This is a genomic window from Phytohabitans kaempferiae (assembly GCF_042433955.1).
Taxonomy (GTDB): domain Bacteria; phylum Actinomycetota; class Actinomycetes; order Mycobacteriales; family Micromonosporaceae; genus Phytohabitans; species Phytohabitans kaempferiae.
On sequence record NZ_JBHLUH010000036.1, the window covers coordinates 42,182 to 68,665 of the forward strand.

A 26,484-nucleotide genomic window follows, 5' to 3' on the forward strand; every position below is an offset into this window, starting at 1 on the left:
CGGCGAACATCCACATTGGGCGAGTGGTCAGGGTAGTTGCCACCACTCGATCTCGGTCACCGAAGCGCCGGCCACGACCACGGTGCCGGCCGGCTCGGTCGCGGTGCGCCAGATGACGTACGGCCCGGCCGGCAGCGTGGGAAACACCGCGGTGTAACGCGTGCCGGCGCCGGTGTGCCGGGCGCGCACCGCCGCCCGCGTGCGCGCCAACGGATCCTGGTCCTTCGTGCTGATCTCGATCTCTCGGCCGGACCACTCCGGGCCGGTCACGACGACGAGCGCACCGGTGTTGCCGCCGATGTCGAGGACGGCACTGCCCACACTGGACCGTTTCAGAGGATGACGGGCAGTCATGACGGCAGGCCCAGATACGGGAAGCGGGCCAGGAACGGCAGGGTGAGGTCGGCCGTGCCCAGACCTCGCGCCGTGACGCCCACCGCCTCGTCCGGCGTGAAGTGCTTGTCCACCAAGGCCAACGTCGCGCCGGCGACCGCCCGCAGCATGATGGAGATCACGTCGTCGCGGAGCCGCCGCCCGTTTGGATAGCCGGCCAGGTCGCCGCCGAGCACGCCGAGGCGGTGCTCCTCCGCGCTCGGCGGGATGCCGGTGTTGAGCCGCAGCATGTCCGCCCGCACGTCGCCGGTGCTGTTGGTGAAGCCGTCGACAAGTCCCTCGGGGATGCCGGTGAGCAACACGGCAACCAGGTCCGCCCGGGGCGTCCTCGTCTTGTTCAGCAGTTCGAGGTTGTCGAAGACGCCCGGGTACAACACGGGCAGCAGCCGGGCCAGCTCGGGCTGCTCCACGAAGGCGGCGAAGTTCTTGTCCTCGGTGGGCGGCAGGCTGTTCCACAGGCTCTTCCTGGCCACCGGCACGATGACGTCGTCGAAGAGCGGGTTGCCCAGCCGGGAGACCTGCGTGTTCGGCCCCACGTACACGTCGTCGCCGCTGTGCCCGTGCAGCACGCGCACCTGCCGGTGGCTCGCGGTGGTCCACACGCCGATGACCGGGCTGGCCTTGGCGCGCAGGTCTTCGATCGGCACCTGGAGCGCGATGCTGTGCACGTCGGCCCGGCCGGTGGCCTCGCCTGCCTGGAAGGCCCGCTGGCCGAGCAGATGCAGATCCTGGAACGGGCGCAGCGCATCCAGGTCGACGAAGAGGCCGTCGGCCCGCTTCCCGGCGAAGACCTTCTCCCCCGACTTCAGCCTGAACGCGGTGTCTGCCGCCAAGCCCTCGCGGTCCGGGATGGACAGTGGGCCGACGCTGGCGGGCGAGCACGGAACGCTGCGCGCGAGCACGCGGGCGTGGCCGTTGCCGTCCACTTTGGTGACACTGTAGAACTGCCGGTGGTCCGGGTCGTCCTGCTGTCTGGTCTGGAAGCGAAACTGGTAGGTCACGTCCGCGTGGCCGTCGCCGTTGTTGTCGACGTGGATCTCGTACAGCACGTCGTCGCCGAACCCGACAGCACCGGGGCCAGCCAAGGGGATCCGCGGCGGCCCGTAGTTGGCGATCAGCGTGACCGTGTCGGGCTGGTCGGGGCTGACGAACGTGTACAGGTCGGTGCTGTCGGCGACCGGATGTTCGGCGGTCTCCGGGACCTCACGACGGTGGGCGTTTCTCACGGTCGTCCTTTCCAGTACGGATACAGAGGACTTCCGCCGGACGCCCGCCCTGCCGGCATCGGTGGATACGTATGCCGGCGGTGAAGGGTTCAAACCCGGTGTGCCTGGAGCAACTCCAGCAGGCGCACGTCGACCATCCAGCCGTCCCGCGCCTCGAAACGCGCGCCCGGACGGTGGTGCCCGACCACGCCGAACGCGCCGGCGAACTCCCACAGCGCGTATCCCCACCGCTGCTCCGCGAAGACGCCGAGCAGGTCGGTGAACCAGCGCAGCGCCACGTCGTCGGGCGTGTACTCGTAGCAGCCGAACTCGCCGATGTGGACCGGCGCGTCAAGCTCGCGCCACGGCTTGTAGAACTCGCGGAGCGTTCCGGCGTCCCAGTGGCGGCCCTCGTAGTCGCACGGGTACGCCGGCTCGGGCAGGTGCTCATGCCCGGGCCACCAGCTCGCCCGGTAGTGCGTGACGCTCATCGGCTGGTAGCCGCGTCCACTGTGGATCAGGTCGAGGTCGGTCAGCTCGGGCAGGGCGACGTTGCCGCCGTCGAGGCCGTCTATCGCGATCGGGCGACTGGGGTCGATGGCGCGGATCTCGGCGACCGTACGGCGGATCACCGCCTCATGTGCCTCCCGCGTGAAGCCCCGCTGGCCGAGCGCGGGCGGCTCGTTGACCAGGTCGAAGGAGAGGGCCTCGGCCGGTACGCCCCGGTAGCGGACGGCGAAGGCACGCCAGAGCGCGGCGAAGGCGTCCTGCGCGGGCCGGTCGGCCCACAGGTTGTGCGGCTCGCTCTCCCAGCCGGTGATGACGTAGCCGGGCGCGCGGTGCAGGTTGAGCGAGAGGTGCAGCCCTCGGGCACGGCAGGCGTCGAGGCAGCGGTCGACCCGGGCGAGGGCGTGCTCGGCGGCCGGCGGGTACTGCGGCGGGGCGGTGAAGAACCGGTAGTCGCACGGCAGCCGGACGAAGTTGAAGCCCCAGCCGGCGATGGTGTCGAGCACGCGGGGGTCGGGCTCGGACGCCCCCGCTGGTCGCATGAAGAGCCACTGCAGATTGAACCCGTAGTAGGTCACGCCGCCCCCAACCCTGAACCGGTTAAGCAACCGGATGGTACGCGCCCCTGCCAGGACACGGTCGAGAAAGAGGACGACCGCCGACGCGACGGTGCTGCGACGGCGGCCGGAAGATTTATCGATGGGAGCGCTTCGGCAAGGATAGAACCAAATCACTCCTCTGTGAAGGCATGCCACGAGCGGACACGAGTCGGATTCGCCAAATCCGATAATCCGGAATTTTCCGGTACGTAACGTTACCTTCGTGTTTCCGGCAGGGGGTGGCCGGGCATGCACGGTGTAAGGGAGGGGGCAACACCAATGGGTACCAGGCTGTTTCTGCGACTGGCGGTTCTGGCCATCGCCATCGTGGCGATCGTCCAACCGCCGGTGGCCGCCGCCGCGGCTGTCAAGTTCACGGCGTCGCCCGCCTCGGGGGGCCACGGCGACATGCTCTTCATCGGTGGCGCCGGCATCGTGATGCTGGTGGCGGTCGGCGCGCTCGCGGCGGCACAGAGCCGGGGGCAGGACGCGACGGCGAGGCACGAGCGCGGCCCAGATCAGGGGGACGACCCCTGGGTCTAGGCATTCCGAGACGACGGTGTAGGGCACCGACGGCCGGGTAAGCCGCACTTATGAGCGAGAGTCGCGAGGCTACGGGCAGCAACCACCACGGGCGTCGAGCGCCGAGCGACGGAGCGTGGTAGGCATGAGCGAGAGTCGCGAGGCTACGGGCAGCAACCACCACGGGCGTCGAGCGCCGAGCGACGGAGCGTGGTAGGGATGGTTGCGGTTGGCTACACACTCATGTGCGAGCAGACCGGCCCGCGCGAACTCGTCGACTACGCGCAGCGGGCCGAGCGGGCCGGTTTCGACTTCGAGGTCATTTCCGACCACTACTACCCGTGGCTGGACAGCCAGGGGCACTCGCCGTACGCGTGGTCGGTCCTGGGCGCGGTAGCCCACACCACGTCACGCGTCGACCTCATGTCGTACGTGACCTGCCCGATCCGGCGCTACCACCCCGCAGTGGTCGCGCAGAAGGCGGCGACGGTCGCGCTGATGTCGGATGGGCGGTTCACGCTCGGCGTCGGCGCCGGCGAAAACCTCAACGAGCACGTCGTCGGCGCGTGGCCGCACGTTCAGCAGCGGCACGACATGTTCGAGGAGGCGCTCCAGATCATGCGGTCGCTGCTGGACGGCGAGACGGTCACGTACTCGGGCGAGTACTACGACGTGCCCGAGGCGTACCTCTGGGACCGGCCGGAGAACGGCGTACCGATCGCCGTCGCCGCCTCCGGCCCCTCGTCCAGCGCGCTGGCCGGCGAGTACGCCGACGGCCTGATCGCGGTCGAGCCCGACCACCGGGTCGTGGAGCTCTTCGAGGAGGCCGGCGGCGAGGGCAAGCCGCGCATCGGGCAGGTGGCGATCTGCTGGGGACCGGACGAGGCGGAGTGCCGCAAGCGCGTGCACGACCAGTGGCGCTGGTCACCGCTGGGCTGGAAGGTCAACGCCGAACTGCCCGGGCCGGAGTCGTTCGCGCACGCGACCCAGTTCGTGCGCGAGGAGGACCTGATGCAAACGGTCCCCTGCGGGCCGGACGTGGAGCGGCACGTCGAGGCGTTCCACAAGTTCGTTGACGCGGGCTTCACGCACGTGGCACTGGTGCAGGTGGGCGGCGAGAGCCAGCCGGACTTCATCGACTGGGCCGAACACGAGCTGATCCCCCGGCTGCGCGGCTGAGACCAGCCGGGCCGGCGGATTGGCGGGCCGGGCGCACACCGCACGTACGCCCGGCCCGGGACTTCCTAGCTGCGGCGGAAGGCGTACCGGCGGGGCTGCGCGGCGCTCTGGCCGCCGCGCGCGCCGGACTTGCCGCGTGCGGTGGCGGATCCGGCGGGCTTGCCGGAACGGCCCGTCTTGCGGCTGTCCTTCTCGCCGTCGTGCTCGAACGCGGCCGCGACGCTCTGCGCGGCCAGCTCGTCGGGGTCCACGTGTACGGAGAACTCGGCAGGCATAAGTCATGACTCCTTCCAGAATGGAGTCCCGGGCGCACGCGACAGCGGTGCGAAACCACAGGGGGACGACGCCCGAGACAGAGGCGGGAAACGCGGGTCTCAGAAGAGGCGTCAGGAGATCATGGAGCCACGTTAACCCGCCGCACGACGGCCCGCCACCGATTTACGTGGGGAGGCCGGGCCGGCGCCGGCGTCAGTCCGACTCGGCCAGGTCGGGGGCGCTGGCCGGGCGGGGCACGCACAGCCACAGCGCCTCCGGGAGCATCTCGACCCGCAGTACCCGCCCCGGCGCGATCAGGTCGCCGTCTAGCTCGCGGGGCTGGTCGCGGTTGCTGGTGACCCGCACGCTGCGGCCCCGGAAGACCTCCATCCGCGGGACCCGCTTGCGGCGCCGTACGACCGCCCAGGCCAGCGAGGCCCAGTGCCCCAGCGTGCGCGGCGTGAGCACCGCCACGTCGAACGCCCCGTCGTCCGGCTCGGCGTCGCGCAGCAGCCGCAGCCCGCCTGTGAGCCGTCCCACGTTCGCGATGAGCACGGTGCGGGCGCGGCGGCGGATCGGCGGTTCGTCGTCGATCTGGATGGAGACCCGCATCGGGCGGCCGCGGAGGTGGCGCAGCCCGCCGAAGACGTACGCGGGCCAGCCGATCCGCGCCTTCGTGGCCTCCGAGGTGGCGGCGAGCATGTCGGCGTCGAAGCCCATCCCGGCCATGACCGCGAAGCACTCCCCGTCGACCGCGCCGACGTCGATCCGGCGCATGCCGCCGGCGAGCGCGACCTCGATGCCGGCGATCAGGTCATGGGTGAGCCCGAGGTTGGCGGCGAGCAGGTTGCCGGTGCCGGCGGGGAGGACCGCGAGCGCGACCTCCGTGCCGGCCAGCTCGCTGACGCAGGAGCGCACGGTGCCGTCGCCACCGCACACGAAGACCACGCGCGCGCCGCTCTCGACCGCCTGCCGTGCCTGCCCCCGGCCGGGGTCCTCGCGGGTCGTCTCGTACCAGGTCGGCTCCGGCCAACCGGCCTCCGTCAGGAGTGCGTGGACGGTCTGGCGCAGCTCGTCGAGGTCGAGGACCTTCGACGGGTTGACCACCACGGCCGAGACGACTGTCACGGCATGAGTGTGCATGATCTGGCCGGCGCGCGTTGACGCGCGTACCCACTCGCCCTAACATCGACCACCATCTAGGCCGAGCGCGTTCTCGGGAGCCGACGCGCGTCGTGGGCCGACTTTCGCGCCGTCCCCCATGGACTGGGCAGCCGTGGCGGACAGCGCGCGCACCCACGAGAGGAATCACCATGCTCGCTTTTCGTTCGCGACTGCGGGGCTCGGTCGCTAGGGCTCCCTCACTCCTCGCGCTCACAATGCTCGCTTTTCGTTCGCGACTGCGGGGCTCGGTCGCCAGCGCTCCCTCACTCCTCGCGCACACAATGCTCACTTTTCGTTCGCGACTGCGGGGCTCGGTCGCCAGCGCTCCCTCACTCCTCGCGCTCACAATGCGCGGAATCACGCGCCGCGGGCTCCCCTTTGCCCTCGCCGGGCTCGCGGCGTCCGTCGCGGTCGCGATACCGCTGGCCACGGCGCCCTCCGCGAGCGCCGCGGAGCCGGTCGTCGTGGCCAACCACACATTCGAGAACAACAACACACATGGCTGGGCGCCGCGCGCCGACGAGACCGTCGCCGCGAGCACGGCCGTGGCACATGGGGGTACGGGCAGCCTGCTGGCCAGCGGCCGGACCCGTACATGGGAGGGGCCGACCCTCGACGTGCTGGACACAATGGACAAAGGTGTCCGGTACACCATCTCGGTCTGGGTCCGCCTCGCCGCCGGCGCCGGATCCACGCAGGCCCGGCTGAGCGTCGAGCGGCGTACCGCCGGCACGCCCAGCTACGACCAGGTAATCGGCAACACCAACGTCTCCGACAGCGGCTGGGTCAACCTCCAGGGCCAGTACACGCTCGCGCACGACGTCGAGTGGCTGACCGTGTACGTGGAGACGGCCAGCGGCACCGCGTCGCTGCACATCGACGACTTCACGCTGTCGTACGTGCCGGCGACCCCGATCCAGACCAACATCCCCTCGGTCAAGGACGTGCTCGCCAACCACTTCCCGATCGGCGCGGCGATCAGCGTGCCGCAGACGCTGGGCGAGCACGCCCGGCTGCTGAGCAAGCACTTCAACTCGGTCACTCCCGGCAACGCGCTCAAGTGGGACGCGACTCAGCCGACCGAGGGCACGTTCCGCTTCGCCGACGCCGACGCGATGGTCGACTTCGCGCAGGCCAACGGCATGGAGGTGCGCGGGCACACGCTCGTGTGGCACAACCAGACGCCGGCCTGGGTCTTCCTCGACGCCAACGGCGCGGCGATGACGCCCACGGCGCAGAACAAGACGCTGCTGCTGTCCCGGCTGGACGCGCACATCCGCGCGGTGATGGGGCACTACGGCACCGACATCGCCACCTGGGACGTGGTCAACGAGGTCATCGACGAGAACCAGTCGGACGGCCTGCGCCGCAGCCGCTGGTACGAGATCGCCGGCCTCGACTACATCCGCACGGCCTTCCGGGTCGCCCGGCAGGTCTCGCCGACCGCGAAGCTCTACATCAACGACTACAACACCAACGTGCCGGCCAAGCGCGACAAGCTCTACAACCTGGTGAGCCAACTCAAGGCCGAGGGCGTGCCGATCGACGGCGTCGGCCACCAGATGCACGTCAACGTCGACTGGCCCTCGGTGAGCGAGTCCGAGGCGATGATCCAGAAGTTCATCCCGCTCAACGTCGACCAGCAGGTCACCGAGATGGACGTGAGCATCTACACCAACACCAGCGAGTCCTTCCCGACCCCGCCGCGCGACCGGCTGATCCGGCAGGCGTACAAGTACCGGGACCTCTTCGACCTGTACAAGCGGTACTCGTCGGAGCTGACCTCGGTGACCGTGTGGGGCCTGGCGGACGACGACACGTGGCTGGACACGTTCCCGGTGGTACGCAACGACGCCCCGCTGTTCTTCGACGAGCAGTTGCAGGCCAAGCCGGCGTACTGGGGCGTCGTGGACCCGTCCAGGATCGAGATGACGGCGACGCCGACCACACCGACCGCCGTACCGACCACCACGCGCCCGCCGACGAGCCCGCCGCCCACCACCACGCCACCGCCCACCACGACGCCGCCGCCGACCACCACTCCCCCGCCGACCGGAAACCCCACCTGCCGCGTGACGTACCGGATCGTCGGTCAGTGGCCGGGCGGCTTCCAGGGTGAGGTGACCGTGGCGCCCGGGCAGGCGCTGACCTCGTGGTCGGTGCGCTGGTCGTTCGCGAACGGGCAGCAGGTCAACCAGCTCTGGTCGGCCGGCTACACGCAGAGCGGCGCGGCGGTGACCGTCACCAACGCGGCGTGGAACGGCAACGTGCCGGCCAACGGCTCGGTGACGTTCGGCTTCATCGCGAGTTGGAACGGCACCAACGCGGCGCCCACCTCGTTCACCGTCAACAACACGGCCTGCGGTTAGAACACCGCGAAGTAGTCCTCCAGGAACCGGTCCGGCGCCACCGCCGTGGCCACCTCGTGCGGCCCGTCCGCGCGCGGTCGCCACGCGGTGGCGCCGGCCGCGTCGACGCTCACCTCGCCCGCTCGAACGCGCACACATCGTCGTCGAAGAGCGTGACCGCGTACGCCAGGCAGACCGCGTCGTCGATGTTGGATCCGATGTCGGTGTCGAGCAGTACCTTCTCCCGCACGCTGACATCCTGCCGCATTCGGGTTGCCAGCCCGGCGCCCGGCGCGGCACACTCGACGGGTGACGTACGCCGCGACGCGATTTCCTCGCCCCCGGGTGACCGGTGGGCGACCGCGGCTGCGCTGACGGAGACGGCGCGAGACGAGCCCCCTGGCCACGCCGGGGGCTCTCTCCATTGTCGACCGTCTCACGTAGAGGAACCTCCGATGACCCCCGAAGAGCTGCGCGCCGCCCTCGCGCTGCGCGACCTGACCGACCCCGACGCCGGCGAGCACGCGATGCAGCACGTGGTGTCCGCCATCGAGTACGCGCTCGCCCGCGCCTGGGGCATCCCGGTGCGCCGCGACCCCGGCCCGCGGATCGTCCCGGTGGCGCACAACTACGACCGGCTGCGGTACTCGCCCGAGGCGGTGACCCGCGACCGCCGCTACAGCCGGTACGTCGACGCCGAGCGCATGCTCCGCTCGCACACCACCGCCCGCGTCCCCGCCCTGCTGGACGCCAACGAGCTGCCGGACGTGCTGCTCAGCGTGCCCGGCGTCTGCTACCGGCGGGACGCGATCGACCGCCACCACGTGGGCGAGCCGCACCAGCTCGACCTGTGGCGGATCCGCCGCGCCGGGCCGCCGCTCACCGAGGCCGACCTGGTGCACATGATCGGGCTGGTGGTCTCGGCGGCGCTGCCAGGGCGGGAGTGGCACACCGTGCCCAACGTCCATCCGTACACGCTCGCCGGGCGGGAGATCTACGTCCGTGACATGAGCGGGAGTCGCGAGGCTACGGGCCTTGAGCACGACGGCGGACGAGCGCCGAGCGACGGAGCGGGGAGGCTGCTGGAGATCGGTGAGTGCGGGCTGGCCCATCCCGAGGTGACCGGCGGCCCGAGCGGCCTGGCGATGGGACTCGGCCTCGACCGGCTGGTGATGCTCGCCAAGGGCGTCGACGACATCCGCCTGCTGCGCTCGACCGACCCACGGGTCGCCGGGCAGATGCGCGACCTCTCGCCGTACCGGCCGGTCTCGGCCATGCCCGCCGCGCACCGCGACCTGTCCCTCGCCGTCGGCGCGGACCTCGACGCCGAGTTGCTCGGCGACCGGGTACGCCAGCTGCTCGGCCCGGACGCCGCGGCGGTCGAGGAGATCGTCGTACGCTCCGAGACCGGGTACGCCGAGCTGCCCGACTCGGCCCGGGCCAGAATGGGACTGCGGCCCGGACAGAAGAACGTGCTGCTGCGCGTGGTCCTGCGCGACCTGACCCGCACGCTCACCTCGGCCGAGGCCAACGCGCTGCGCGACCGGATCTACGCCGGGCTGCACGAGGGAGAGGTGTACGAATGGGCGACCTGAGCGACGAGCTGCACCGCCTCGACCTGGACGGCGCCCGGGTCGTGGTGCTCGTGCCCGACGGCACTCGGTCGATCCCGCTCGGCCGCCTCTTCGCCGAGGTGCACGACGCGCTGATCGGCCGCGTGGCCTCGCTCGACGTGCTCATCGCGCTCGGCACGCATCCGCCGATGCCGCCCCCGGCGATCGAGCGCCGCTTCGACCTGCCGCCGGGCGGTTGGGCGGCCCGCTACCCCGGCGTCGCCGTCCACAACCACGAGTGGCACGACCCGCGGACCTTCGCCGACCTGGGCGAGATCCCGGCCACCGAGGTCGCCGCGGCCTCCGCCGGGCTGCTCGCCGAGCCCATCCGGGTACGGGTCAACCGGCTCGTCGCCGAGGCCGACGCCTGCCTGGTGATCGGGCCGGTCTTCCCGCACGAGTCGGTCGGCTTCTCCGGCGGCGACAAGTACTTCTTCCCCGGCGTCTCCGGCCCCGAGGTGATCGACGCGTTCCACTGGCTTGGCGCGCTGATCGGCACGATGGACATCATCGGCAGGCCGGGGCTCACGCCCGTACGCGCGGTGATCCAGGCCGCCGCCGAGCGCATCCCGGCCCGGCGGCTGGCGGTGGCGGTGGTGGTCGCGCCCGCCGGCGACGAGGTGCTCGGCACGTACGTGGGCACGACCACCGAGGCGTGGGCGGCCGCCGCCGAGCACTCCGCGCAGGTGCACGTGCGGTACGTCGACCGCCCGTACCGGCGGGTCGTCTCGGTGATGCCGGCGATGTACGACGACCTGTGGACGGCGGCCAAGGGCATGTACAAGGTCGAGCCGATCGTGGCGGACGGCGGCGAGGTCGTCGTGTACGCCCCGCACGTCGCCACCTTCTCGGTCACGCACGACGCGATGATCCGCCGGGTCGGCTACCACTGCCGCGACTACCTGCTCGCCCACGCCGACCGCCTCGCCGACGTGCCCAGAGCGGTGCTCGCCCACTCCATCCACGCACGCGGCGCCGGCACGTACGAGGGCGGCGTGGAGCGGTGCCGCATCGACGTCCGCCTGGCCACGGCCATCCCACCGGCCGACTGCGCGGCGGTCGCCCTCGGCTGGGCCGACCCCGCGACGGTCGACCTCCCGGCACTCGCCGCCGACCCGGAGACGCTGGTCGTCCCCAAGGCCGGCGAACAGCTCTACCGGCTCAATCCGGTTTCGGGGCCGTAACCTGGTGCGGAGCGGGCTGGGCCGGGAGCTGCACGACGGGGTGACCGGCCGCGTGGCCCTTTCCCGTACCGTTACGACGTGACATACAAGGTCCAGGTCACCTGGTGGGGGCACAGCACCGTCTGGGTCGAAGACTCCGGCGTGCGCATCGTGACCGACCCGGTGCTCGGTGACCGGATCGCGCACCTGCGACGCATGCGCGGCAGCACACCTCGGCTGGCCGGCCCGCCGGACGCCGTACTCGTGTCGCACCTGCACGCCGACCACCTCGACGTCGCCTCCCTGCGCCGGCTCGGGCCGGAGGCCACGCTGGTCGTGCCGGCGGGGGCCGGCGCCTTCGTGCGGCAGCGGCTGGGGCCGGCCTTCCACCGGCGCACCGCGGAGCTGGCGATCGGCGACGAGGTCACCGTCGGCGCGGTGCGCATCAAGGCGGTCCCCGCGGCCCACGACGGCGCCCGCGGCCCCTGGTCCCGGCACCGGGCCACGGCCGTCGGCTACACGGTGCACGGCGCCGCCAACACCTGGTTCGCCGGCGACACCGGGCTCTTCGACGGGATGGCCGACCTCGGCCCGCTCGACCTCGCGCTGGTGCCGGTGGGCGGCTGGGGGCCGACGCTGGGGCGTGGGCACCTCGACCCGTACACGGCAGCCGAGGCGATGCGGCGGGCCGCGCCGCGGGAGGCGATGCCGATGCACTACGGCACGTTCTGGCCGGTGGGGATGACCCGGGTGCGGCCCGACCGCTTCCACAACCCCGGGCCCGACTTCGCGCGGATCACCGAGGTCGTCGCGCCCGGCACGCGGGTCACCGTCCTGGCCCCCGGCGAGTCCATGACGGTGGTCCCGTGAGCGAGCGAGCGAAGCCGGAGGCGCCGTGACGGCCACCTTGAGCACGCTGGTCTGGCTGCTCGTCGTGGTCACGTTCGGCGCGGTCGTGCCGATCGTGCCGACCGGCGCGGCGGTGAGCGGCGCGGCGGCGTTCGCGGCCCACCAGAACCCGCTGCACGTCCTGCTCGTCGTCGTGGCCGGCGCCGGCGGGGCGTACGTCGGCGACCTGGCCATGTACGCGATCTGCCGCTGGGGCGGCGAGCAGTTGGCCCGGCGGCTGCGCTGGCTGCGCGACCCGGAGCGGCTGGAGCGGATGCGCAAGAAGCTGCACGAGCGGCAGGTGTCCGTGCTGCTCGTCTCCCGCCTGCTCCCTGGCGGGCGCGTGCCGGTGCTGCTCGCCGCCGCGCTGATGGGGCTCGACTGGCGGCGCTTCGCGGTCACGAACGCGCCGGCCTGCCTGCTCTGGTCGGCGGTGTACGCGGGAATCGGCATCTTCGGCTACGCGATCTTCCCGGAGCCGTGGCAGAGCGTCGTCGCCGCGGTGCTGCTGGTGCTGCTGATCTCGCAGACCTCGGCGATGATCAGCCGCCGGCGGGAGGCGGCCGCCGACCGGGCGGAGGCCACGGCGCGCCAGAAGGAAGCCTGACCGGGGCCGGGCGCCGGCAGCGACGCGCGGCCGGAGGCGGCTTACGGCAGCGCCGGCGTCACGCCCCCGCGGACGGAAGCCGGATCGAGGCCCCCGGCACCTCACCCTCTCTGGGCAGGTCCTCCACGGGGGTCCGCTCGCCGGGCGGCCGGCGCAGCCCGAGCTTGTGCAGCCAGGCGAGCAGCGTGCGGTGTACCCCATCGGGGCCGACCACCGGGTCGCTTTCCAGCGTCCAACCGGAGGGGTAGACCAGCAGCGCCTCGGTCTGCCAGCCGCCCATCCCGCCGTGGCTGCCGACCAGCTCCTCGAACGCGGCCACCTCGTCGATGCCCGACTCCACGACGCTGACCAGCACCAGGTCGCCCACGTGGTCGATCTCCTGGTGGCGCAGGAGGTCTTCGCGGGCGCGCGGGCCGTACGCCGTGAGCGGGTCTTCACCCTCCACGTGCCCGTCGCGCAGGCGGTGCCGCCCGCGCCGGCCGAGCGCCACCGGACCGTGCTCGACCTCGTCGACCACCACGACGCCCACGCCCGGATGCGCGACAAGTCCCTCGACCAGTTCGGGGTGCTCGGCCTCGATCTGGTCGCGGGTCAGCTTTCCCGGTTGGCGGGTCAGGTAGACCATGCCGAGGTTGCCGGATGCGATCACCACGGTCTCCGGGTCGCGCTCGGCGATCGCCTTGGCCTCCTCGTCGGCCGGGCCGAGCGTGACCTCGCCGTCGCTGGTGTGCTTGCGCATCGCGGCCCGAGTGGCGGCGGCGGCCGGACCGTGGCGGGCGACGGCCTCGGTGAGCAGCGCGTTGACCCGGCCCCACTCCTCCACCGAGCGCGTGGCGGCGCCCGGGCGGTGGCCGTTGGTGCCGCCCCGCGCGAGCCGCGCCACGACCTCCTCCAGCGACTCGCCGAAGCGCTGCCGGAACGTGGCGCCCTGGCTCTGCCCGTGGTCGGAGAGGACGACCAGGTGGTAGCGGCGGGCCGCCTCGGCCGAGAGCCGCTCCAGGATGCCGAGCACCTGGTCGAGCGCCTCCAGTGCGTCGAGCGCCTCCGGGCGGGCCGGGCCGGCGTGGTGGGCGACCTCGTCGTAGTCGACGAAGTCGCAGAAGATCACCGGGGCACCCCGCGCCATCTGCTCGGCGATCAGCGTGACGTTGAGGTCGCGCAGCAGCGTGGTCGCCGGGCGCAGGGCGAGGAAGGCGCCGCCCCGGCTGACCCGGGGATGTACGTCGCGGCGCCGCTGCACCCGCGCCTGGTGCAGCTCGCGGATCAGCTCGCCGATGCCGAGCACGACCGCGCGGGTGAAGCCGTACGGGCTGGTCATGAACGCCGCGTACCCCCGCGCGGAACGCCCCGGCAGCGCGGCGTGACTGACCGTGAGCAGGCAGGTGGCGGCGTCGCCGGAGAAGACGTTGCTGATGCTCACGCCGCCGTCGCGCAGGAGCCCCCGGTCGCCGACGAGCCGCCGCTCGACCTCGGCCGCGTCGCGGGGGCGACTGGTGACGACGAGGCGCCGGCTCTCCTTCTCGTACCAGCGGAAGGCCGGCACGCGGTGGACGTCGCCGTAGAGGATGCCGGCCTGGGCGGCGGGCGTGGTGGCCGGTATGCCGGTGTGCCAGGTGGTGAGGCGGTGACTGCGCGTGCGCAGCCAGCGGCCGACGTTGGGCAGGTTGCCGGCGCGCACGGCCCAGCGCAGCAGTGGCGCGGGCACCCCGTCGAGCTGGACCACCAGCAGACCGTCGGGGCACGGGCCGGTGGTGCTGCCGCGCCTGGCCTTTTCGGAGAGGCGCCGCACGCGGGCCATCAGGCGCACGGTCTCGCTCACGAACGCGTCGTCGGTGCCCGCGTCGGCGAACCAGTTGACCAGCGCGGCGAGCGCGACCGCGACCCAGGAGGCACCGAAGACCACCGGCAGGTTGGCCACGTGTGTGTCGGGCGCGAGCCACAGGGCCACGTACAGCACGATGGCCTGCACCATCGCGCCGAGCACGAGCGCGCCGAAGCCGCCCAGGATGGTGGCGATGGCGAGCAGGATCGGGCGGAGCAGCGCGCCGACGACGGCCACGACCACCACGAGGCCGAGCAGCGCGACGAGGCCGCTCGCGGTCACGCCGGGCATCAGCCAGAAGGTGCCGGCGAGTACGAGGAACGAGGTCACCGCGTTGCGCAGGAGCGCGCGAACCCGGGCGAGCGTGGGCCGCCACCCCAGCAGGGCGCGCAGCCCCACGCGGGCCCGCCCGGGGCGGGCCGCGACAGCGTCGCGCTCCGGGTTCACTGTGGCCACCAGCAAACGATGGCACAGGCCGTCACGCCCGGTTGCGGTATACCCCGTCTGACTTGCTGGAGTCGTGTCACTTTGTCCTAGTTTGCTGGTTAGCGGACTGGGGGCGCATCACTCGCCGGCCACTGCTCGGAGTGGGCGCGCGTCGCATCGAGCGGCCGGTCGGCAGCCCGCCAGTATCGCGCCCAGTCCCCCACCGTCCCAGTATCCCTCCGCACCAGCATCCAAGACCGCAGCGCCCGGCCCAGGTGATCATGGCCGCACGCCCACCACCAGGATCGCCATTGTCATACGGGACGACCTCGCCGCCCGGCAGCGCCGCATCCGTGTTCGCGCCGGCATAGTCTCGGTGGATGCGTCTGGCCACGTGGAACGTCAACTCGGTCAAGGTCCGCCTCCCCCGGCTCCTGCCGTGGCTCGCCGACAAGCGGCCGGACGTGCTGCTGCTGCAAGAGACCAAGATCGCCGACGCCGCCTTCCCCACCGCCGAGCTCGAAGAGGCGGGGTACGAGGTCGCGACGCACGGCGACGGCCGCTGGAACGGCGTTGCCATCCTCTCCCGGGTCGGCATCGAAGACGTCGTACGCGGCTTCGACAACGAGCCCGGCTTCCCCGACCCCGAGGCGCGCGCGATCTCGGCCACCTGCGGCGGGCTGCGGGTCTGGTCGGTGTACGTGCCCAACGGCCGCGAGCCCGACTCGCCGCACTACGTGTACAAGCTGGGCTGGCTGGCCGCCCTCCGCGACGCGCTCGCCGCCGACCTGGCGATCGGGCAGCCCGTGATCGTGGCCGGCGACTTCAATGTGGCGCCCACCGACGCCGACGTGTGGGACCCGAAGGCGTTCGTCGGCGCCACGCACGTCACCGCCCCGGAGCGCGACGCGCTCGCCCGGATCCTCGCGACCGGCTTCACCGACGTGGTGCCACGGCCGATGAAGGGGCCGCACCCCTTCACGTACTGGGACTACCGGGCCGGTATGTTCCACCAGAACATGGGCATGCGGATCGACCTCGTGTACGCCAGCGGGGGCGTGACCGTGGAGTCGGCGTACATCGACCGTGAGGCCCGCAAGGGCAAGGCCCCCTCCGACCACGCACCGGTCGTCGTCGAGCTGACCTAGGTTTCGCGACGCTTCGCCGCCGCGCCGGCGTAGCTCCGAGCGCGACTTTCGCGTTGCTTCACCGCCGCGCTGGCGTAGGTTCGAGGGCATGTTGAGCCCGCAGCGGGTGGCCATGCCCGGGCTGCCGATGTCCGTGACCATCTGGGAGGTCGGCCCGCGCGACGGCCTCCAGAACGAGTCGTCGATCGTCCCCGTCGACGTGAAGCTGGAGTTTCTGGACCGGCTCGCCACAGCCGGGCTGGGCGTGATCGAGGCGACCAGCTTCGTCCACCCGAAGTGGGTCCCCCAGCTCGCCGACGCCGAGGAGCTGCTCGCCCGCCTCGAGCCCGCGCCCGGCGTGCGCTACCCCGTGCTGGTCCCCAACGAGCGCGGCCTCGACCGGGCGCTCGCGCTCGGGTCGCGCGACATCGCCATCTTCGGCAGCGCCACCGAGACGTTCGCCAAGCGCAACCTCAACCGCACGGTCGACGAGTCGCTGACGATGTTCGAGCCGGTGGTGCAGCGGGCCCGCACCGAGGGGATGCGCGTGCGCGGCTACCTGTCGATGTGCTTCGGCGACCCGTGGGAGGGCGAGGTGCCGATCGCCCAGGTGGTCGCGGTCGCCCGCCGCCTGGTCGGGCTCGGCGTCGACCAGCTCTCCCTCGGCGACACGATCGGCGTGGCCACACCGGGCCACGTGACCGCGCTGATCCGCGCCCTCACCGACGCCGGTGTGGGCCCCGACCGGCTGGCGGTGCACTTCCACGACACGTACGGCCAGGCGCTGGCGAACACGCTCGCCGCCCTCCAGTCCGGCGTGACCACAGTGGACTCGTCCGCGGGCGGCCTGGGCGGCTGCCCGTACGCCAAGAGCGCCACCGGCAACCTGGCGACCGAAGACCTCGTGTGGCACCTCCACGGCCTCGGCATCACGACCGGCGTCGACCTGCACGCGCTGGTGCGTACGAGCGTGTGGATGGCCCAGCAGTTGGGCCGCCAGAGCCCGTCGGCCGTCGTCCGCGCCCTGGCCGCCGAGACCGCGACCCGCTAGATGATCTATTCCAAGAGATAGACCTGGGCTACCGCGATGTCCGTCGCGCTCCAGACCGCCGCTCCCGCGGCCTCACCCGCCGCAGCGCACAACCAAACCCCGCCCTCGCCCAGCAGCACCGAAAGGGCTACTTCCGGGAAGCAGCCCTCTCACGCCGCCGGCAAAGGGCTGTTTCCCGGAAAGAGCCCTCCGGAGGCCAGGACACGCTGCGACATTTCCGGCGAAAGCCACGCCAGTTCCCCGCACCTCCCAAGGGGTCGGGTCCGTGCGTGGCGAAGAGTTGACCCTATGGAGCCTGTTGCAAAATTGCTCGATCACAGTGAGTGTCGAGAAGAACACGGCTGTATCGGTCGCTGGCCGTCGAACGGCGGCCAGCGAGGGTTAGCGTGACCCTCAGTTCGCGCGAATCTGACGATTTTGCGACAGGCTCTATGGGGTCAAGAAATCGCCACGGACGCACAGCGGCCACAGCCGCGCGGCCGCTCAGGTGTTTCCGGGAGGCAGCAGGAAGCGCTCACCAGCGGGGCTTGAAACCGCGAAGGGTGAGGCTGCGGGAGCAGCGGTCCGGACCCAATGCCACTGGAATAGGTCGTCAAGCGCGGACAGCGCCGCGAGGGTCGTGCCGCCCGGCTGGCGGTGCCGAAGCCAGCCGGGCGGCCTCCGTACCAGGGAAGGGTCTCAGCCCTTGACGGCCCCGGCGGTGAGGCCCGTCGCGATGTTGCGTTGGATGATCAGGAAGAAGATGACCACCGGCGCGGCGGTGATCAGTGCGCCGGCCATGAGGGGGCCCCAGGCGGTGCCGCGCTGGGTCTGGTTCTGCAGGAGCCACGCCATGAGGTTCTGCGTCTCCGGGTTGTTGAGCGTATTGATGATGATGAACTCGTTCCACGCCTGGATGAACCCGTAGATCGACGTGGCCACGAGACCCGGCCCGGTGAGCGGCAGGATGATCCGGTAGAAGGTCTGCCACCGGCTGCAGCCGTCGACCAGCGCGGCCTCGTCCAGCTCACGCGGCACCGCGGCGATGAAGCCGCGCAGGGTCCAGACGGTGTACGGCAGGATCAGCACCAGGTAGGTGACGCTGACGCCGATCAGGCTGTTGGTGAGGTTGGCTCGGTTGAGCATCAGGTAGAGCGGGATGAGCAGGGCGAGCAGCGGTACGAGCTGCACGCCGAGGATCACCATGATGAGCGCGCGCCGGCCGTAGAAGCGGAACCGGGCGATGGCCAGCGCCGCCAGGAAGCCGACCACGATCGCACCGGCCACCGCGGTCGTCGTGATGATCAGGCCGTTGCGGAGGTCGACGAGAAAGTACGGCGCCTTGATGGCGGACTTGAAGTTGTCCAGCGTCGGGTTCTGCGGCCAGAACGACGGCGTGAACGACAGCACCTCCGAGGCCGGCTTGAACGCGGTGTTGAGGACCCAGTAGACCGGGAACGCCATCACCAGCACGAAGAGCACGCCGACGGTGTTGGCCGCCACCGTGCCCGCGCGGGAGCGCTGGGAGCGGGGTGTGGACATCAGTCGACGTCTCCAATCTGGAACATCTGCCGTACGTAGAAGGCCATCACGCCCAGCATCAGCACGACGGTGATGACCGAGATGGCCGAGCCGAGGCTGTACTCGTTGCGCCCGAACGCCTGCGTGAACGCATACGTGGCGAGCGTCTGGTACTCCTGCTCGGGCTTGCTGTCGCGCAGCGCCCAGACCTGCGTGAAGAGGCCGAAGTTCCAGATCACCGAGAGCGTGGTGACGATGATGACGAGAGGGCGCAGGACCGGCAGGATGATGTTTCGCAGCGTCTGCCACGGGCTCGCTCCGTCGACCATCGCCGCCTCGCGCAGCTCCTGCGGCACCTGCGTGAGCCCGGCGTGCAGCGTGATGGCGAGGAACGGCACACCGGCCCAGACGACCAGCGTGGTGATGACGATCCAACCCTGCGTCGGGCTGGCGAACCAGCTGTGGTTGGCGAAGTCCACGCCGGGGATCTGGTCGATGAGGTAGTTGAGGATGCCGAAGTCGGCGTCCACCATCCACTTGAAGATCTGCGCGGAGACCAGCTGCGGGATCGACCAGACGAACATCATGACGATCACCATCGCCACGCGTATGCCGTTGCTGACCCGCTGCATCAGCAGCGCGACCGCCAGACCGAGCACGATCGAAATGGCCACCGAGACGACCGTGAAAATGGCGGTACGTCGCACGACGCGCCAGAAGACGCCGTCGGTGAGGATCTGCGTGTAGTTGTCGAAGCCGACCCACGGGGGCGTGGCGCCGGAGAAGAGGTGGCGCAGCTGCATGTCCTGGAAGGACAGTACGAGCATGCGGCCCAGCGGGTAGGCCAGCAGACCGGCCAGCAGCACCAGTGCGGGCACCGCGAGGAAGAGGGGGGTCCACTGGGGACGGCGCCGTCGGCGTACCCGGGCAGCTTGTTTGTCTGGTGTGGACGGCGTGGCGGGCGGCATCTGCGGCGCGGTCGCCCGGCTGTCGACGGCCTGCATCGCTCTCCTTTCTGAGCCAGGCGGGCCGCGTCCGCGCACCGTCGCGAGTGGCCCCGCGACGGCGGACGCAGCCTGATGGGGAGTGCCGCGCCGCCCGCCGGAGCGGACGGCGCGGCACCGGGTCAGCCGTTGAGGGTCTTCTCGATCTCGGCGTCGGCCCACGCGGCCGCGTCGGCGACCGGCTTCTTGCCGGTCACGATGTCGCGCAGCATCTGCTGGAGCACGGCCGCCTTCTCGACGTCCGCCCACTTCTCGGCCATCGGCACGAACCAGCTGCTCTTGGCGGCCAGCGCGGTCGCCTCGTTGCCCTTCACGGTGGCGGCCTTGTCGAGCAGGTTGGTGGCGTTCGGCAGTACGGCCTTGGCGAGCAGGGCCTCCTGCGACTTGGTGTCGGTGAAGTACTTGATCCACTCAGCGGCCAGCGCCTGGTTCTGGCTCTTGGCCGTGACGCCCAGGTCGGAGCCGCCGAGGAAGGACGGGATGCCCGGCATCGGCGCCGCGGCGACCTTGTCCTTCACCTTGGTGGCGACCAGCTCGGAGTTGGGGTCGTTCGGGTCCTTGCGCTGCTCCTGCGCGGCGCCGACCTCCCAGCCGTTGCCGTAGAACATCGCCGACTCGCCCTGCGCGAAGATCTGCGCCTGGTCGCTCTCGTCCTTGGTCACGTCGCCGGCCGAGTAGCCCTTCACCAGGTCGGCCCACTTCTGGAGGCCGGCCTGCGCCTGCGGGTCGGAGAGCGTGCCGCTCCACTTGTCGCCGTCCTTCTTGGCGATCTGCCCGCCCTCGGCGTAGACCCACGACATCGCGGCGTACCAGTACGCGCCCGGCATGTAGAAGGTGGCGAACTTCTTGTTGTTGGCCGCGTTCTTGGCCTTCAGCGCGTCGGCGGCGGCGGTCAGCTCGGCGTAGCTGGTCGGCGCCTTGAGGCCGGCGGCGTCGAAGAGGTCGGTGCGGTAGATCAGCACGCGCGCGCCCGCGTAGTAGGGCACGCAGTAGGTCTTGCCGTCCAGCTCACAGGGGCCGGAGAGGCCCTGGAGCCAGTTCGCGGAGTTTTCGAAGCGCGACTTGTCGAGCTCGGCGAAGGCGCCGCTGAAGACGTACTTGGGCATCTCGGTGTTGCCGAGCTCCACCACGTCGGGTACGTCGTTGCCGGCCAGCGTGGCGTCCAGCTTGGTGAGGTGGTTGGCCCACTGCTGGTACTCGACCGTCACGTTGGCGCCGGTCGCCGCGGTGAACCGGGCGTTGGCGTCGTCGACGATCTCCTTCCAGGACGACTGCGCGTCCACCATGAGCCAGACCTTGAGGGTCTTGCCGGTGCCGTCGAGGGCCTGGGCGGAGGTGTCGTTGGCCCCGCCCTCGTCGGAGCCGCCGCACGCGGCCGCGCCCAGCAGCGTCGCGGCCAGGGCCGCGGCGATAGCGATCCTGTGTCTCACGGATCCTCCAATTTTCCGGTGATGGTGTATCGGGTTTCTCGGTGATGGTGTATCGGGTTTCTCGGTGATGGTGTGTCGGGCTTTTCGGTGAAGGTGTTGCCGGTCCCCGTGGTCAGGGGAGGTCAGGGGGTCGCGCCGTCCTTCGCCGACTTGTGCGGGTCGACCGCCTGGGCGGTGCGCTGGAACGCCGCGTGCGAACGCTGGTGCGTGCGCTGCGCGACCGCCACGTAGAGCAGGTCGAGCACGACCAGTTGGGGGTGGCGGGCGGAGAGCGCGTCGGGCCGAAACGTGGTCGCCTGCGTGGCGGTCAGCAGCACGATGTCGGCCAGCTCGGCGAGCGCCGAGCGGGGAAAGCTGGTCAGTGCGATGGTGGTGGCGCCGTGGCCGCCAGCCTCGGCGAGCATTTCGATGGTTTCCCGGGTCTGTCCACTGTGCGAGATCCCCAACGCCACGTCCCCCGGTCGGGAGAGCGCCGCGCTGGCCAGTCCGTTGTGGACATCCGTCCACGCCCACGCCGCCACCCCGATGCGGTGGAGGCTGAACTGCATCTCCTCGCCGACGAGCGCGCTGCCGCTGGCCCCGAAGATGCTGACCCGCGCGGCGCCGGCGATCGCCTGCGCGGCACGTTCCACTTCGGAGAGGTCGAGTAGCGCGGCCGTGTCGTGCATGGCGCGCGTGTCCGCGGCCATGACCTGTTCGAGCACCTTGACCAGCGGGTCGCCCGGCCCTATCTCGCGACCGATGTCGACGCTCCAGCCGGCCGCCCGCGCCCGTCCGGTCTCGGCGGCGATGCCGAGTCGCAGCTCCGCGTACCCCTCGAAGCCCAGCGCCCGGCAGAACCGGGTGACGGTGGCGGGCGAGGTGCCGCTCCGCTCGGCCAGCTCGACGATCGTCGACCGTGCCGCACTCGCCGGATCGGCGAGCACGAGCTCGGCCACTCGCTGGAGCGCGCCGGTGAACTCCGGCAGCTTCGCCCGCACGGTGGGGATCACCGATGCGTCGACCACTGCCGTCGGCGCGTGTCCGTCCACCCCGCGCTCGACCATCGGCAAGCCCTTCAGAAAAGAAACTTAACTGTAAGTGGTAATATTTCTTACTGAAGCGCGCGACAAAGTCAAGAGCTTGAGCGAGGTTTTCAAACCGTTACGTGCGAACGGGCGGCACAAAAGCCACGGGCCAGGACAAAACCCTGGCCCGTGGTGCTGTGTGCTATCGAGCGAGCACCGACAGTGCCGTACGGATCGAGCGGCGGCGGACCGCGCCGACGAGCACCGGCTCGCCCCGGCAGAACCTCGCGAAGAGCCGCCAGCCCGCCGGCGACGCCAGCACCGAGTGGAACATGCCCGGACGCCGGACGAAGGCGGCCATCAGCCGGTGGCCGGCCCACATCTCCGGGCCCAGCTCGGCTTCCACAGTGGACTCGTACCGGCCCAGGTCACCGTTCGCGGCAGCCTCCCCCGCGTACGCCCCGGAGCGCAGCGCGAAGCTGATCCCCTCCCGGGTCCACGGCTCGAGCAGCCCGCCCGCGTCGCCGGCCACCAGCACGCGTCCCCGACGCAGCGGTGAATCGGCCGTACGGCACCGGGTCAGGTGGCCGGAGTCGTGCACCGGCTCGATGCCGGACAGGCCCAGCCGCGCGACGAAGCGCCGCAGGTACGCCTTGGTCGCCTCGCCTCGCCCCCGCTCGGCGATCACCCCGACGGTGAGCCGGTCGCCCTTGGGGAAGACCCAGGCGTACGAGCCGGGGATCGGGCCCCAGTCGAGCAGCAGCCGCCCCCGCCACTCCTCCTGGCGGGCGGGCGGGATCGGCAGCTCCACCTCCAGGCCGAGGTCCACCTGGGCGTGCTCGACCCCCACGTGCCGGGCCGTGATGCCCGACGAACCGTCCGCGCCGACCACGGCGCGCGCGGCGATGGCGGTACCCGAGGCGAGTCGGACCACGACGTGCCCGCCGGCGTCGTCGAGGCCGCGGACCGTCGCCCGCTCGCGGACCTCGGCCCCCGCGTCGGCCGCGGCCTTGCGCAGCGCGTGGTCGAACGCCTCCCGGCGCACCATCGCCAGAAGCGGGCCGTCCGCGCTCCGGTGAAACTCGCGGCGCCCGTCGAGCGTGAACGTGGCCCGCTCGACGTGGTCGTCGGCCGGCACCTCGATCCGGCCGCCCACCGCGGCGAGCGAGGTGCCCAGCAGCCCGCCGCCACACGTCTTGTACCGCGGGTGAATCGCCTTTTCCAGCACGACCGTGCGCGCCCCCGCGCGGGCCGCGGCGTACGCGGCGGACAGCCCGGCCGGTCCCCCGCCGACGACGGCGACATCCCACATCTCCACTCCGCGGAGAATAGCGAGCGTGGCCATCCCGATAATCCTGGACTGCGACCCCGGACACGACGACGCATTGGCGATCATGCTCGCCGCCGCCGACCCCCGCCTCGACCTGCTCGCCATCACCACCGTGGCCGGCAACACCACCCTCGACAAGGCGACGCTCAACGCCCGCCGGGTCTGCACCATCGCCGGCATCTCCGGGGTACCGGTGGCGGCCGGCTGCGACGCCCCGCTGGCAGGCGAGCTGCGCATCGCGGACGACATCCACGGGGCCAGCGGGCTGGACGGGCCGGAGTTCGGCGAACCGGCCGTGCCGCTGGCGGGTGAGCACGCCGTCGCCCTCACCCGCCGGCTGCTGCTGGATCACCCCGAGCCGGTGACGCTCGTGCCCACCGGACCGCTCACCAACATCGCCACGCTGCTGCGTGACCACCCCGAGGTGGCGCCCCGGATCCGCGAGATCGTGCTGATGGGCGGCTCGACCGGGCGGGGCAACATCACGCCGTACGGGGAGTTCAACATCTTCGTCGACCCCGAGGCGGCCGACCTCGTGCTCCGCTCCGGGCTCCCGGTCACGGTCGTCGGGCTCAACGTGACCCACCAGGCGCTGGTCACGCCCGAGGTGGTGACCCGCTTCCGGGCGCTGGACACGCCGCTCGCCGAGGCATGCGTGCAACTGATGACGTTCTTCGCCTCGACGTACGACCGCGTCTTCGGGCTCCCCGGGCCGCCGCTGCACGACCCGATCGCGGTCGCCCGCGTGGCCGAGCCGGCGCTGGTGCGGTGCGTGCCCGCGCCGGTCGCGATCGAGCTGACCGGGGTACACACGCGCGGCGCCACCGTCGTCGACCTGCACCACCGGACCGGTACCCCGGACAACGCCCTGGTGGCGACGGGCCTGGATGTGGCCCCCTTCTGGGACCTGGTGGTGGGCGCGGTCGCCGCGCTGCCGGGCGCGGCGGGCTGAGCGTGGGCTCAGCCCGCCGGACGCCTCAGGCGGCGGTCAGGATGCCCAGGCGCTGGGTCGCGCGGGTCAGCGCGACGTAGAGGTCGTTCTGGCCGCGCGGCGACTCGGCCACGATCGCGTCCGGGTCGACGAGCAGCACCGAGTCGAACTCCAGCCCTTTGGCCTGCCGCACGGTGAGCACCGCGACCCGCTTCTCCAGGTCGGGCTCCGCGCCCAGCACCACCTCGGGTACGGCGTCGGCGATCGCCGGGCCCAGCTCGGCCATCCGACCGGCCGGCACGATCACGCCCAGCCGGCCGTCGCCGACCTCCACCGCCTCGTCCAGCACGACCTTGGGCAGCTGCGCCACGTCCAGCCGGCGGGTCCACGGCTCCTCGCCGGTCTGCCGCACCGAGCGGGGCGGCTCCAGGGCGGGGTCGATGCGGGCGAGCACCTCCGCCGCGACCGCCATGATCTCCGCCGGCGTCCGGTAGTTGACCTTCAGCTCGGACAACCGCCAGCGGGTCGCCACGTACGGCTCGAAGATCGTGTCCCACGACGAGGCACCACCGAGGTCGCCGGTCTGGGCCACGTCGCCCACGACCGTCATCGAACGGCTCGGGCAGCGCCGCATCAGCAGCCGCCACGCCATCGGCGACAGCTCCTGTGCCTCGTCGACGATCACGTGCCCGAACGCCCACTTGCGGTCGGCCGCCGCCCGCTGCGCCGCGGTCAGCCGCTCGCCGTCCACGTGCCGCTCGGCCAGCTCGCTCGCCCCGATGATGTCGGTCGCGGAAAGGACCTCGTTTTCCACCTCGTCTTCCGCGTCGATCGAGATCGAGCCGCGAGCGATCTCCAGAGCCCCCTCGGCGTACTCGATCCGCGCCCGCCGCAGCCGCTCGGCCAGCGCCTCCTTGCTCGCCTCGTCTTCACCGAGCAGCTCGGCGGCCTCGTCGAGCAGCGGCACGTCGGCCGGCGTGAACCCGCCCGCCGGATCCCGCCGCAGAAGTTTGCGCTCGTCCTCGGTGAGCACCGCCGCGGCGTTGGCCAGCCGCGTGTCGGACGCGAAGAGGCCGGCCACCAACTGCTGCGGCGTGAGGATCGGCCACAGCCAGTCGAGCGTGCCGAGTACCTCTGGCTCCTTGCGCAGCTCGCGGCGGATCTCGGCGAGGTCGGCCTCGTCGAAGAGGATCTCCTCGCCCGGCGCGTCGTCGCCGCCGAGCGGGTCGTCCGCGTACGGGTCGGTGCCGATCTTCTCGGCGAGCTGCGCGGCGAGCGCGTGCACGATCTCGGTGTCGAAGATCGGGCGGGCCAGGTTGTGCTGCTTGCCCGAACGGCGCGCCCGCTCCCGCGCGTGCCGGATCGTGGCCGGCTGGAGCGACAGCGTCTCGCCCTGCGCCACCGAGTCGAGCTTGATCGGCAGCGGCTCGTCGGGCAGCCGCTGCCGGTCGCCTACGGCCGCCGCCAACACCTCGACCATCACCGGCCGTCCCTTGACCTCGGCCGCCTCGGGCGCCTCGTCCCGGCGCGCGACCACGCCCGGGAAGAGATCGCCGAGCGTGCCGAGCAGGACGCCGGTCTCCGCGAGCGACGGGAGCACCTGGGAGATGTACCGCAGGAAGGTCTCGTTGGGCCCCACGATGAGCACGGCCCGCGTGGAGAGCTTTTGGCGGTGCGTGTAGAGCAGGTACGCCGCTCGGTGCAGCGCCACCGCGGTCTTGCCGGTGCCCGGCCCGCCCTGCACGACGAGCACGCCGTCCATCGGCGAGCGGATGACCCCGTCCTGTTCCGCCTGGATCGTCTCCACGATGTCGCGCATGCGGCCGGTGCGGCTCGCCGAGAGCGCGGAGAGCAGCGCCGCCTCGCCGGTCAGTCCCTCGTGGACGGACTCGCGAGCCGCCTCCAGGTCGAGCACCTCGTCGTCGAGCCCGACCACCGTGCGGCGGCGGGTCCGGATGTGGCGGCGGCGCCGTACGCCATCCGGGGAGGCCGCGGTCGCCACGTAGAACGGGCGTGACGCCGGCGCCCGCCAGTCGAGCAGCAGCGGCTGGTGGTCGTCTCCCTCGTCGAAGATGCCGATCCGGCCGATGTAGCGCGGGTCGCCCTCCTCGAAGTCGAGCCGGCCGAAGCAGAGCCCGTGCTCCACCGCGCCGTACTGTGCGACCTGGTCGGTGTAGAGGGCGACGCCACTGTCCCGCTCGGTCTTCGCCTGCGGCGTGCCGCCGGTCTGCCGCAGCAGCGTGGCGAGCCTGCGCCCGGCCTGCTCGCGCATCTCGTCCAACCGCTGATAGAGAGCCGAGACGTATCCCTGCTCGTGGGCCATCTCCGCGGAGTTGCTTGACAAAGCGGCTCCCTGATGCCGTATACTTGCCGACGAAGGGCGGCCCGGGGCTGTCCTTTTGTTGTGCTCAGC

22 protein-coding genes are annotated in these 26,484 nt (G+C 71.5%); 10 read left to right on the forward strand and 12 right to left on the reverse strand.

What is annotated here, in order from left to right; all coding sequences use genetic code 11:
• Window positions 1–27: 27 nt before the first annotated feature.
• From ACFFIA_RS17990 to ACFFIA_RS18000, 3 genes are all read right to left on the reverse strand, one after another.
• A complete protein-coding gene (locus tag ACFFIA_RS17990; RefSeq protein ID WP_377252423.1) occupies window positions 28–321 on the reverse strand; it encodes a phospholipase in 294 nt (97 codons plus the stop codon).
• Window positions 322–350: 29 nt separating this feature from the next.
• Window positions 351–1,619, reverse strand: a complete 1,269-nt coding sequence (locus ACFFIA_RS17995) for a DUF4331 domain-containing protein (RefSeq protein ID WP_377252425.1) — start codon at window positions 1,617–1,619, stop codon at window positions 351–353.
• A gap of 89 nt (window positions 1,620–1,708) precedes the next feature.
• On the reverse strand, window positions 1,709–2,683 hold the full coding sequence (locus tag ACFFIA_RS18000) for a glycoside hydrolase family 5 protein (RefSeq protein ID WP_377252427.1): 975 nt from the start codon (window positions 2,681–2,683) through the stop codon (window positions 1,709–1,711).
• A 300-nt stretch (window positions 2,684–2,983) separates the two neighbouring features.
• Here ACFFIA_RS18000 and ACFFIA_RS18005 point away from each other — a divergent pair, with 300 nt between their 5' ends.
• Together ACFFIA_RS18005 and ACFFIA_RS18010 are read left to right on the forward strand one after the other, a co-directional pair.
• Window positions 2,984–3,247, forward strand: a complete 264-nt coding sequence (locus ACFFIA_RS18005; RefSeq protein WP_377252429.1) for a hypothetical protein — start codon at window positions 2,984–2,986, stop codon at window positions 3,245–3,247.
• 198 nt (window positions 3,248–3,445) lie between these two features.
• The gene (locus ACFFIA_RS18010) at window positions 3,446–4,405 is read left to right on the forward strand and encodes a TIGR03557 family F420-dependent LLM class oxidoreductase (protein WP_377252431.1); all 960 of its coding nucleotides are present in this window, start codon (window positions 3,446–3,448) and stop codon (window positions 4,403–4,405) included.
• Window positions 4,406–4,470: 65 nt separating this feature from the next.
• On the opposite strand, the gene ACFFIA_RS18015 is transcribed toward ACFFIA_RS18010, so the two are convergent.
• Complete coding sequence (locus ACFFIA_RS18015; RefSeq protein WP_377252433.1) at window positions 4,471–4,680, reverse strand: hypothetical protein; 210 nt, start codon at window positions 4,678–4,680, stop codon at window positions 4,471–4,473.
• Window positions 4,681–4,873: 193 nt separating this feature from the next.
• Window positions 4,874–5,803 carry a diacylglycerol/lipid kinase family protein gene (locus tag ACFFIA_RS18020; protein ID WP_377252435.1) on the reverse strand — a complete coding sequence of 310 codons (930 nt, stop codon included), beginning with the start codon at window positions 5,801–5,803 and terminating at the stop codon, window positions 4,874–4,876.
• Window positions 5,804–6,171: 368 nt separating this feature from the next.
• Here ACFFIA_RS18020 and ACFFIA_RS18025 point away from each other — a divergent pair, with 368 nt between their 5' ends.
• The 5 genes from ACFFIA_RS18025 (at window position 6,172) to ACFFIA_RS18045 (ending at window position 12,443) form a co-directional block, all read left to right on the forward strand.
• Window positions 6,172–8,193 (forward strand): endo-1,4-beta-xylanase, encoded by a 2,022-nt coding sequence (locus ACFFIA_RS18025; RefSeq protein WP_377252437.1) that lies wholly within the window; start codon window positions 6,172–6,174, stop codon window positions 8,191–8,193.
• Between the two features lie 434 nt (window positions 8,194–8,627).
• On the forward strand, window positions 8,628–9,767 hold the full coding sequence (locus tag ACFFIA_RS18030; protein ID WP_377252439.1) for a tRNA ligase subunit PheS family protein: 1,140 nt from the start codon (window positions 8,628–8,630) through the stop codon (window positions 9,765–9,767).
• Complete coding sequence (locus ACFFIA_RS18035) at window positions 9,755–10,969, forward strand: lactate racemase domain-containing protein (RefSeq protein ID WP_377252441.1); 1,215 nt, start codon at window positions 9,755–9,757, stop codon at window positions 10,967–10,969. The genes ACFFIA_RS18030 and ACFFIA_RS18035 overlap by 13 nt, the downstream gene beginning before the upstream one ends.
• 78 nt (window positions 10,970–11,047) lie before the next feature.
• Complete coding sequence (locus tag ACFFIA_RS18040) at window positions 11,048–11,818, forward strand: MBL fold metallo-hydrolase (protein ID WP_377252443.1); 771 nt, start codon at window positions 11,048–11,050, stop codon at window positions 11,816–11,818.
• A gap of 25 nt (window positions 11,819–11,843) precedes the next feature.
• The gene (locus ACFFIA_RS18045) at window positions 11,844–12,443 is read left to right on the forward strand and encodes a DedA family protein (RefSeq protein WP_377252445.1); all 600 of its coding nucleotides are present in this window, start codon (window positions 11,844–11,846) and stop codon (window positions 12,441–12,443) included.
• A 58-nt stretch (window positions 12,444–12,501) separates the two neighbouring features.
• On the opposite strand, the gene ACFFIA_RS18050 is transcribed toward ACFFIA_RS18045, so the two are convergent.
• Window positions 12,502–14,721: an alkaline phosphatase family protein gene (locus ACFFIA_RS18050; protein WP_377252447.1), complete on the reverse strand. Its 2,220-nt coding sequence runs from the start codon at window positions 14,719–14,721 to the stop codon at window positions 12,502–12,504.
• A 350-nt stretch (window positions 14,722–15,071) separates the two neighbouring features.
• On the opposite strand from ACFFIA_RS18050, the gene ACFFIA_RS18055 reads away from it, so the two are divergent.
• The gene (locus ACFFIA_RS18055; RefSeq protein WP_377252449.1) at window positions 15,072–15,839 is read left to right on the forward strand and encodes an exodeoxyribonuclease III; all 768 of its coding nucleotides are present in this window, start codon (window positions 15,072–15,074) and stop codon (window positions 15,837–15,839) included.
• An 88-nt stretch (window positions 15,840–15,927) separates the two neighbouring features.
• Window positions 15,928–16,869, forward strand: coding sequence for a hydroxymethylglutaryl-CoA lyase (locus tag ACFFIA_RS18060; protein ID WP_377252451.1), 942 nt, complete (start codon window positions 15,928–15,930; stop codon window positions 16,867–16,869).
• A gap of 678 nt (window positions 16,870–17,547) precedes the next feature.
• Here the strand turns inward: ACFFIA_RS18060 and ACFFIA_RS18065 are convergent.
• The 5 genes from ACFFIA_RS18065 to ACFFIA_RS18085 form a co-directional block, all read right to left on the reverse strand.
• On the reverse strand, window positions 17,548–18,390 hold the full coding sequence (locus tag ACFFIA_RS18065; RefSeq protein ID WP_377252453.1) for a carbohydrate ABC transporter permease: 843 nt from the start codon (window positions 18,388–18,390) through the stop codon (window positions 17,548–17,550).
• The gene (locus ACFFIA_RS18070) at window positions 18,390–19,373 is read right to left on the reverse strand and encodes a carbohydrate ABC transporter permease (RefSeq protein ID WP_377252455.1); all 984 of its coding nucleotides are present in this window, start codon (window positions 19,371–19,373) and stop codon (window positions 18,390–18,392) included. Before ACFFIA_RS18070 ends, ACFFIA_RS18065 begins: the two co-directional genes overlap by 1 nt.
• Window positions 19,374–19,495: 122 nt before the next feature.
• Entirely contained in the window at window positions 19,496–20,803 is a 1,308-nt protein-coding gene (locus ACFFIA_RS18075; protein ID WP_377252457.1) for an extracellular solute-binding protein, read from the reverse strand.
• A 122-nt stretch (window positions 20,804–20,925) separates the two neighbouring features.
• Window positions 20,926–21,849, reverse strand: coding sequence for a MurR/RpiR family transcriptional regulator (locus ACFFIA_RS18080; protein ID WP_377252459.1), 924 nt, complete (start codon window positions 21,847–21,849; stop codon window positions 20,926–20,928).
• 163 nt (window positions 21,850–22,012) lie between these two features.
• Window positions 22,013–23,128: a geranylgeranyl reductase family protein gene (locus tag ACFFIA_RS18085; RefSeq protein ID WP_377252568.1), complete on the reverse strand. Its 1,116-nt coding sequence runs from the start codon at window positions 23,126–23,128 to the stop codon at window positions 22,013–22,015.
• Between the two features lie 19 nt (window positions 23,129–23,147).
• Between ACFFIA_RS18085 and ACFFIA_RS18090 the strand changes: the two genes are divergently transcribed.
• Window positions 23,148–24,092: a nucleoside hydrolase gene (locus ACFFIA_RS18090; protein ID WP_377252461.1), complete on the forward strand. Its 945-nt coding sequence runs from the start codon at window positions 23,148–23,150 to the stop codon at window positions 24,090–24,092.
• Between the two features lie 25 nt (window positions 24,093–24,117).
• On the opposite strand, the gene ACFFIA_RS18095 is transcribed toward ACFFIA_RS18090, so the two are convergent.
• Window positions 24,118–26,394, reverse strand: a complete 2,277-nt coding sequence (locus ACFFIA_RS18095; RefSeq protein WP_377252570.1) for a HelD family protein — start codon at window positions 26,392–26,394, stop codon at window positions 24,118–24,120.
• Window positions 26,395–26,484: the final 90 nt, after the last annotated feature.